The sequence below is a fragment of the Mesorhizobium sp. M7A.F.Ce.TU.012.03.2.1 genome, from assembly GCF_004006095.1.
Taxonomy (GTDB): Bacteria; Pseudomonadota; Alphaproteobacteria; order Rhizobiales; family Rhizobiaceae; genus Mesorhizobium.
The window spans coordinates 5,767,613-5,775,812 of record NZ_CP034779.1; the positions used below are offsets into that span (position 1 = coordinate 5,767,613).

General features: G+C 57.4%; 5 protein-coding genes and 2 pseudogenes. 1 reads left to right on the forward strand and 6 read right to left on the reverse strand.

What is annotated here, in order from left to right; translation table 11 throughout:
* Positions 1 to 18 precede the first annotated feature (18 nt).
* Positions 19 to 1,158, forward strand: a complete 1,140-nt coding sequence (locus EJ079_RS28645; RefSeq protein ID WP_127213822.1) for a porin — start codon at positions 19 to 21, stop codon at positions 1,156 to 1,158.
* Positions 1,159 to 1,640: 482 nt separating this feature from the next.
* Here the strand turns inward: EJ079_RS28645 and EJ079_RS28650 are convergent, their stop codons facing one another.
* The 6 genes and pseudogenes from EJ079_RS28650 to tdh form a co-directional block, all read right to left on the reverse strand.
* Positions 1,641 to 3,512, reverse strand: a complete 1,872-nt coding sequence (locus EJ079_RS28650) for an acyltransferase family protein (protein WP_127810787.1) — start codon at positions 3,510 to 3,512, stop codon at positions 1,641 to 1,643.
* Positions 3,513 to 3,594: 82 nt separating this feature from the next.
* On the reverse strand, positions 3,595 to 4,155 hold the full coding sequence (locus EJ079_RS28655; RefSeq protein WP_127319504.1) for a CpaD family pilus assembly lipoprotein: 561 nt from the start codon (positions 4,153 to 4,155) through the stop codon (positions 3,595 to 3,597).
* Between the two features lie 12 nt (positions 4,156 to 4,167).
* Positions 4,168 to 5,589, reverse strand: a complete 1,422-nt coding sequence (locus EJ079_RS28660; RefSeq protein WP_245463569.1) for a type II and III secretion system protein family protein — start codon at positions 5,587 to 5,589, stop codon at positions 4,168 to 4,170.
* Positions 5,590 to 5,660: 71 nt separating this feature from the next.
* Complete coding sequence (locus EJ079_RS28665) at positions 5,661 to 6,347, reverse strand: response regulator transcription factor (protein ID WP_024505585.1); 687 nt, start codon at positions 6,345 to 6,347, stop codon at positions 5,661 to 5,663.
* A gap of 811 nt (positions 6,348 to 7,158) precedes the next feature.
* Positions 7,159 to 7,327 (reverse strand): annotated as a pseudogene (locus EJ079_RS34065) (transposase); the annotation flags it as partial.
* Positions 7,328 to 8,041: 714 nt separating this feature from the next.
* Positions 8,042 to 8,200: pseudogene (tdh, locus tag EJ079_RS28675) on the reverse strand (L-threonine 3-dehydrogenase); the annotation flags it as partial.

Below are 8,200 nucleotides of genomic sequence, written 5' to 3' on the forward strand. Positions count from 1 at the left end.
CTTCATGGAGATCTAGACATGTACATCAAGAGTCCTCTTCTCGGCTTAACTGCTCTGATGACCATTTCCGTCGGTCGAGCAGCTGGCGCCGAGCGGGAACCGGCCGAGTACATCAAGATCTGCGACGTCCTCGGCTCGGGATATTCCTATATTCCCAACACCGAGACCTGCCTGCGCATCGGCGGCTATGTCCGTTACGATATCGGCCTGGGTGACGTCCGATCGTATGACAGCGCAAGAACCTCGGACGTGAGAACTGGCGAGGACCAAGGCACTTGGCGAAACAGCACACGCTTCACGTTCAAAACTTGGACCGGCCAGCAGACCGAGCTCGGCGCGTTGACGACCTATACCGAAACCCAGGTGAATTTTGGCAACAGCGCTAACTCGCATGACAGTCCTCAGAACTATGATTTCAACAGCGGCCTCGCACTGGCTTCTGCCTGGGTCGAGCTGGGAGGCCTGCGAGTTGGCAAGGAGGGGTCGGCCTTCGATACGTTTGCAAGCTACGCTGGCAACGTTCTCGATAGTATGCTCGTTCCGTCGGCCGGCTTCGACACCAACGTGGCTCAGTACCACTTCGACGCCGGCAACGGCATTTCGACTGTGATTTCGCTCGAACAAGGATCGGGCTCAGCCGGTACTATCGACAGCTATATTCCGCACGTTGTCGCCGGCTTGAAATACACGCAAGGCTGGGGCTCGATCACCGGCGTCGCGGCTTATGACAGCAATTACGAAGCTTTTGCCGGCAAGATCCGCGTCGACGTCGCTGTCACAAACCAGCTGTCGCTGTTTGGACTCTTCGGCTACGGTTCCAATGCCAGTCTCAACGAGGACTCAAACGGCGCAATTGCCAATCATGGGCGCGGCTCGTACAAAATCTGGAACGGCCAGTGGGCTTTCTGGGCGGGCGCCACCTACGAGTTTGACGAGAAAACTTCGTTCAACCTTCAGGTCTCGGGTGATCAGCTCAAGGATGCTGGTGTGGCTGCAAACGTCGCCTACATGGTCGTTCCCGGCTTCACGGTCACAGCCGAGGTCGATTACGACCACTACGGCAACTCTGGCCTCGGCCCTGCCGAGCCTACCGCCGTCAAGGGCACGAGCAAGCCGAACAGCGTCGGCGGCATTCTCCGCTTACAAGGCTCATTTTGAAATCTCTCCAGTCGCGAGCATGGCAAAGGCACTTGCCTCGACAACGCACGCATGGAGAGCTTCGTTCGCCATCTTGAAGTCTGCATCGACCGTCCACGGCCCATCGTACCAACTAGAAACTGAAAGTTATGAGCCCTGTGTACTACACCTAGCCCTTGACCTGCCCGATGAACCGGCCAGGGGCCGTCAGTTCAAATTCGGGGCCGCTTAGAGGGCAGTGTGAGGCCGTGTTAGGTAAGCGCCACTGCAATGTCGAGGCCGCGACACGCCTGTCGCTTTGGACGGCTGGAATTGCCCTTCGCGGCGCCATTCATTCTCTCAACATTTACGTGATAATGCACGCTGAGTCCGAGCCGCGTGGCAGCACCCATCCCAGGTCACTATCGGGGGGCCTTAAACCTGAACAGCTCCATCGTCGCGGCTGCTGCGGAAGCAGGAGCTATCACTGGGACCCGTACTGGTGCTTGTCAGCCGCTGAGCCGCTACTTCGTCTTGGGAAGAGCATTGTCCTTGCCAAAAGCCGGCCAGTATTTCGAGATTGCCAGTGTGGCGCCGGCTGAAGAGAAATGACCATAGTCGAAATATAAAAACTCTCCTCTATCGGAATAGGCGCAGCGTCCTGCGCTGCACAGGAATTTCAGCGGATCGATGAATGTGGCGCCTTTGGTAAATGAGCGCACACGTTCGTTGATGTCGGGGTCCATCGCGATCGGCCAGGACGTATCGTCCAGATTTTGGCGCTTGGCGAAGAACGCAATTTTCCGGACGTCAGTTGGGAACTGCGGAGACTGGCCGATGACAAACACGCGCACGCCCAGGGCACGAAGCGTAGCGATTGTTTGCTGAAGACCGTCGAAACCTCTGACCTCATAGTCACTCCATCTACCGCTGAGGATAACCGTCTTGATGTCCGCTTCCAAGATGACGTCCAAGGCCTTGCGATTGAACCGGACACAATCAAGACGATCGTAAGGGTAGTAATAGAGTATCGGCGCGCAGCTGGCGTACGTATATTCAACGATGTTCGCCTGCAATCGATTTATGTTAGCACCCAAGCCGGAAACATAGTGCGCGGCGAAGGAGTCGCCCCACAAAAAAACCGTTGTTGGAAAACCGCTGGTGCGCGTGCAATCCTCCATATTCCAGCTTTCGATCCGGCTGGTGCCCTCGTTGAAACAGATGCCATTCCTCCAGTCCCCGACGGAAATGCGCCGCTGGACATAGTCCGGAAACCGTTGCGGAAAGCCGTTGCCGAGCGCCCCCGCCGCTCCGCCGGCACAAAGGACAACGATCGCGAGCGCTGAAAAGGCGAAGATAGGCCCCGGGGAGGTGAAGGCCCTCTTCTGTCGAAACGGCTGCTCTACAAACTTCCAGGAGAATGCAGCCAATGCGAGGCTTGCCACCAACATCGCACCGGTCATCAACGGATCGAGTTTTTGGAACGAAAGATAGTGCGCGAACGCATTGAGAGGCCAGTGAACAAGATACAACGAATACGAGATGAGCCCAATCCAGACCAGCGGCCGGACTTCGAGCATGCGGGTGGCGACCGTCGAGGGGGTATTTTGGCCAACATAGATCAGAAGGGCCGTTCCGATGCATGGATACAAGGCGTTGTAGCCTGGGAACGGATCACTCGCCGAAATCGCGAAGAACCCGATGGCGAGAAGGCCAAATCCGGCCACCCCCACCGACTCCATCAGGAATCGGTTGCCCAGCGGCGAGGGGCATTTGAGCATGAGCAGGGCGCCCAACATGAGTTCCCAGATTCGGGTCGGCAGCAGATAGAATCCGGCGGTGGGTGCCAGCGATGTCGCCATCACCGCCACTACGAAGCTGCAGAGAATTATCGGAAGAAGTGTCGTCAGCCAGCGCTTCCCGATGTAGCGATAGATTAGGAACATCAGGATTGGTGCGAAGATGTAGTACTGCTCCGCTACGGAAAGCGGCCAAGTGTGCAACAGTGGTAGAAGCGCGGCATCGATAGAGAAGTAACTTGACGTTTTCCAGAAGAAAACGTTCGACCAGAAGGTCGAGGTAGCTATGATGCTAAGACTGAATCCGCGCAGATCCGGTGGCAGAAGAATGAACAATGCCGCAATGCAGGTGAGAAGCATCACAAAGACGAGCGCCGGCAGAATGCGCCGGGCACGGCGCCAGTAGAAGTTGACCATGGAAAATTGGCCGCGTTCAAGGTCATCCAGGAGGCTTCCGCTGGTTAGGTAGCCGGAGATGACGAAGAAGATATCGACCCCGCTAAAGCCACCCGGGATCGCCGAAATTCCGAAATGAAAGAGTACGACCGGAAGTACAGCAACGGCCCTAAGGCCCTCGATATAGCGCCTATATTGCATCCAGCGGTTCCTTTTATTTTAATCAGGACGCGATTGGAAGCTTTCAATCTCCGGTAGGAGTGCTGCCGAGATAAGGGCGGTATCAGCCACCTTTATCCGTCCCGAATGCTCTGTAAGTTGCAACTGGTACAGAAGCACGATCGCCATCGCCGGCCTTGACGGCCTGATTGTCGAGCAGATCGCGCGGATCGTTGACCATCACGGCCAGGTTATGTCCTGTCGAACAACCAAGCGGCTGTTTGAAGGATTCTTCATTGGGTAAGGCACCATATGAGGGACAGACCGGCGGACGGGCGTGATAGACAATCGCCTCAATTCGCACTGAGCCGGCGTCGTGTTGATCGCGCAATTGAATGTTGTCTTCTTCGATTGCCAACTGCCTGGCCTGATGGGCTACCCCTGTGCTGAGCTGGGGCGAACCGCTGATGAGGAGGTGGATGGCATCGAACCGGCCGCGACTGGCCTTGTCTAGGAAAACACGCAAACGCTGCCGTTCGGAAGCGCGCAGGCTTTGCAACCTCAGGACGGTGGTCTCCTCTCGGACAAGCATTGGTGCCGATGGTTCGACATCAACTGGCGTAGTGCTTGTGCAGCCACTTACGCTTGGTGCCAGAGCGACAAAGAGGATTATAAAACGCAACATCTTTGGATGACACTATTCGATGATGAAGCCGAGACCGCCCTGGGCGCTTGGCGCGCCCGCACGGATAGCAGCGCGGTCTCGCGGGGGACTTGTCACGGAATTCGTCGGAGCGCCCCCTCCGTTCAAAGCCGGTGCCGCCCGCTCGGTCGGTGCGCTCATCTGGTTTGGGTTGGAGCCTGGTCTTACAATGTAAGGCGTAACTAGAATGACCAGTTCTGACTCCTCTTTTTGAAACGAGGTCGAGCGAAAAAGCGGTCCCAGGATCGGCAGTTCTCCGAGCCAGGGAAAGGCCCTGACATCATTGTTGACGTTCCGCCTGATTAGACCGCCGATTGCGAAGCTCTGGCCGCTGGCGAGTTCGACGACCGTATCGGCTCGGCGCGTGGAAACTGCCGGCACGGAAATTCCGTTGATTTGCACGGCACCTTGCGTCGACAGTTCACTGACTTCGGGCGTTACGTGAATGTTGATTTGATTGTTGCTGAGAACTGTCGGCACAAATTCCAGACTGACGCCGAAGTGACGGAATTCAACCGATACCTGCCTGTTTTCCTGCAGGACAGGAATGGGAAATTCGCCGCCCGCGAGAAAGCTGGCCTTTTCACCCGACATAGCGGTGAGGTTCGGCTCAGCCAGGACGGAAGCTATATGCTCCTTGGCGAGCGCGTCGAGAACCGCGCTGACGTTGACGGCACCGTTGTCGAATCCGATTTCTGCTGTACCGCCACCCTGGGTTGAACCAGACCCAGCGCTTGCAGCGCTTCCGCTTAGAACGCCCACTTTGAAATTGCCGATTTGACCGAAGGCGGACAAGTTGACGCCGAGTGACTTCATGGCGCTGCGTGAGACTTCGGCTACGCGCACGCTGAGGTTAACTTGCAGGGATCCAGCGACCTTGATGTTGTTGACGACTTGCGCTCCGTCGCCCAGATATTGCTCAGTGACTCTTTTTGCGGTGTCGGCGACCTCTGCGTCGGGCGCCGTCCCGCTAAGGATTGCGCCGCGCGGCGTATAGTTGACGCGGATGGGATAGTCGCCGACCTGCTCCCGCAACATGGCGCGTAAATCCCCGATCGGTTGCGTGACAACGATACGCAATTCGGCGAGAGGCTCGCCATTGCCATCCAAGGCGAATAGGCTGGTCCGCCCCGATTTCTTGCCAAAGACGAAGATTGTTTTGCTCGATGGCGCCTGAAAATCCGCGATCGTGGGGTCAGCAACAAAGATGGTCGTGGCTGGCGCGGGCAGATGAACGGTCTCCCCGAGCGAAGAGGAAAGGGTCAGCGTGGCGTTGATGCTATTCGAAGCCGCATGCGGCGGGCCTTTGTCCGGCTTGTTTTGCGCCGCGACACCAAGTGGGAAAGTCACAATAAGCGCGCAGAGGAGATGGCCCAGGTAACGGGGCACTGCAGGTCTTGTAACCTTGTTGGCGATCGCCCGCCAATTGGGCGCAGGGCAAGGATGTTGAAGGATCAGCAAAATAGATCTTCTTTCGATTCGACAAACTATGCGGACGAGGCGTCAGTCAATTCTAGGATGTAACCAATGCCTCGGATGGTCTTGATCCGTGGCGTTGCACCTGATCTGGTCAGATGTCCCCGTAAACGATAAATTCCGACTTCAAGCGCGTTGGCAGACACGTCGTCGTTGAATGAATAGAGGTGATCTTCCAATTGCGCACGGGGCACGATGCGGCCTGCCCGGTTAAGCAGGTGCTCTAGAATACAGAGTTCGCGACGTGCGATCATCATTGGGTGCCCATCAACGAAAACCTGGCGGGCGACCGGATCAAAGTCGAGATTGCCAAATACGAGCCTCAGGTCGGTCATCTGTGTCGCCCGGCGCAGAATGGCTCTCATTCTGGCAATAAGCTCATCGGTAGAGATGGGTTTGAGCAGAAAGTCGTCCGCACCTCCGTTGAAGATCGCAATTCGCTTATCGAGATCGTTAAGGCTGCTCATAATGACGGCAGGAACTGAATGCCCGTGGGTCCTCAACTGCCTCAGCCAACCCAAGCCATCGCCATCTGGCAGAGCCAATTCCAGCAGGAGAATTTCATAGCTGGCGCAAGAAAATGCACTCGAAGCCAGTTCCAGAGTACCAACGACATCAACGACGAAGCCGCCATCCCCGAGCGCAAGTCGCATGGCGCGCGCAAGATCCGCATGATGATCCACGAGCAGCGTTCGCATTTCATCTCCTCTCGAAGAGGGACGGCCCATCGAACGCGTCACCGGCGGCCATCTGATCGGAGCACACGGCGCGCAACTCGTCGCAGCTCTCGGAACTGGTCCGAGTCGGAGGGACATGCAAGTCGCTCGGTGGCAATAGGCGCGGGTGAGGACCAACTGACGGGCTCAAATACGCCGGTCGGCGAACCCACGAGGCCAGCAACCCGCGTGCGATTTCTCGTTGCATCATCTCTCCTACGTGCAGCCCCTGCGCTCGCAAGGCAGCGTCGCGGCTCAGAGCCCGATTCCCACAGAGGGTAGGGTTAGCTTTCGAGAAACTGATTGAACAAATCGATTATTTGGATCGAATGCATCCACGGGATGGATGCAGCGCACCATCTTCAACGACTGCGGCGTCCTGATGCACTGTTGTGTCTGTCGTGCTCTGCTTTTTTCGCTGTCCTTCAAGGCTGGCGAGCCTGGTGGAACCTGCGCGTCATTGGCTTGGTAGCTTGAATGCTTAACAACGGAGCGCCCTGCGCAAAGCCGCTCTCATTTCCAAAAAGCCTTGCAATTGGTTGGAGCACTTCGCGCTCGACACCAAAATAGGCGAGGAAAACTGACGTCTGACAGGGATGTACATGCAACAGCCGATTTGCGGCACCAGCAAACGACCGCGTTCAGGCTGAAGATCGACGACCAACGGCTCCTCGATTTCCGCACTGACCGCTTTTACAAGCTCTTCCTGTGCGGGCGGATGCCGGCAAACAGCAGCACAGGGTCAGCGAAACCGGGAGCGGGCCTGCTTGATCGCCATGATCACATTGCCGCTGTCGCGCGTGCGGAGCGGAATGCAATCGGTCCAGCCGGCGGCAATCCGGTCAGCACCATCGTCTGCACGAAGCTCCCTGACGAAGACGTGCCCGAATGCGCTCAACAAAGCCGGGCGGCGGATCTTTCCAATCGCCGAAGGTGCGGGCTGGCACCGAGCGGCGAACTGCGAACTCATTCCTGCCCGGCGGCGCTGGCCGCCGCGAGCGTCGATGCGGACCCAGCCGCTCCGAATCCTCCCACAACACGATGAGCGCGTCGCGGACATCGCTGCCGTAACAGCGGCTGCGGCTCTTGCCCGCAGACGGCCTCTGCTCACGACGGTTCATAAGACGGATCGCGCGCTTGCGAATAATAGCCGGTTACCGCCTCGAACTCATCCAGAATGCGCCGCTTGTCAACGCCGCAATAAAGCTCCACGATCGCCGCTTCACCGTGTCGCCATGCTGAGCCGCGCCATCCTTCCCCCGAACCGGAATGGCACGACCTGTCCATCCCCTTTGGAACAGGACACTATTGGTAACATTTTGCTTGAGGCAATGCGGCTCGTTGCCTTCCTTTTCGCTGACCGGAAGGGTACCGGAAGTCGTCTATCGCATCTTACCCGCTGAAAGCGGCAACACCTCGACCTCAATCGCAGATCATAGGAAATAGACGATCGCGTCGGGGCCTCAGCATCGGTTCACCGGGTTTCCGTCATCGACTGAAGCGAATTGCCCCATCGACCGTCACCGGGTGGGCCGCGATACGTCGCCGTGTATGATTAGCGAGCGCACGTAGCGGAGCCATAGCTCTCCACCCAGCCATGTTCCCCTAGTTGGAAAATGTCCGGCGGACCAGAGGTGCTGTCGTCAGCTTTTCCTGAATAGCGGCCAAGGCAATCCCTACCAGTCCATCACCACCTTGCCGGAACTGCCGCTCTTCATCGCATCGAAACCGATCTGAAAATCGTCGATGCCGATGCGGTGGGTGATCAGGCCGGAGACATCCAGCGGGCCCTGCACAAGCGCGATCATCTTGTACCAGGTTTCGAACATCTCGCG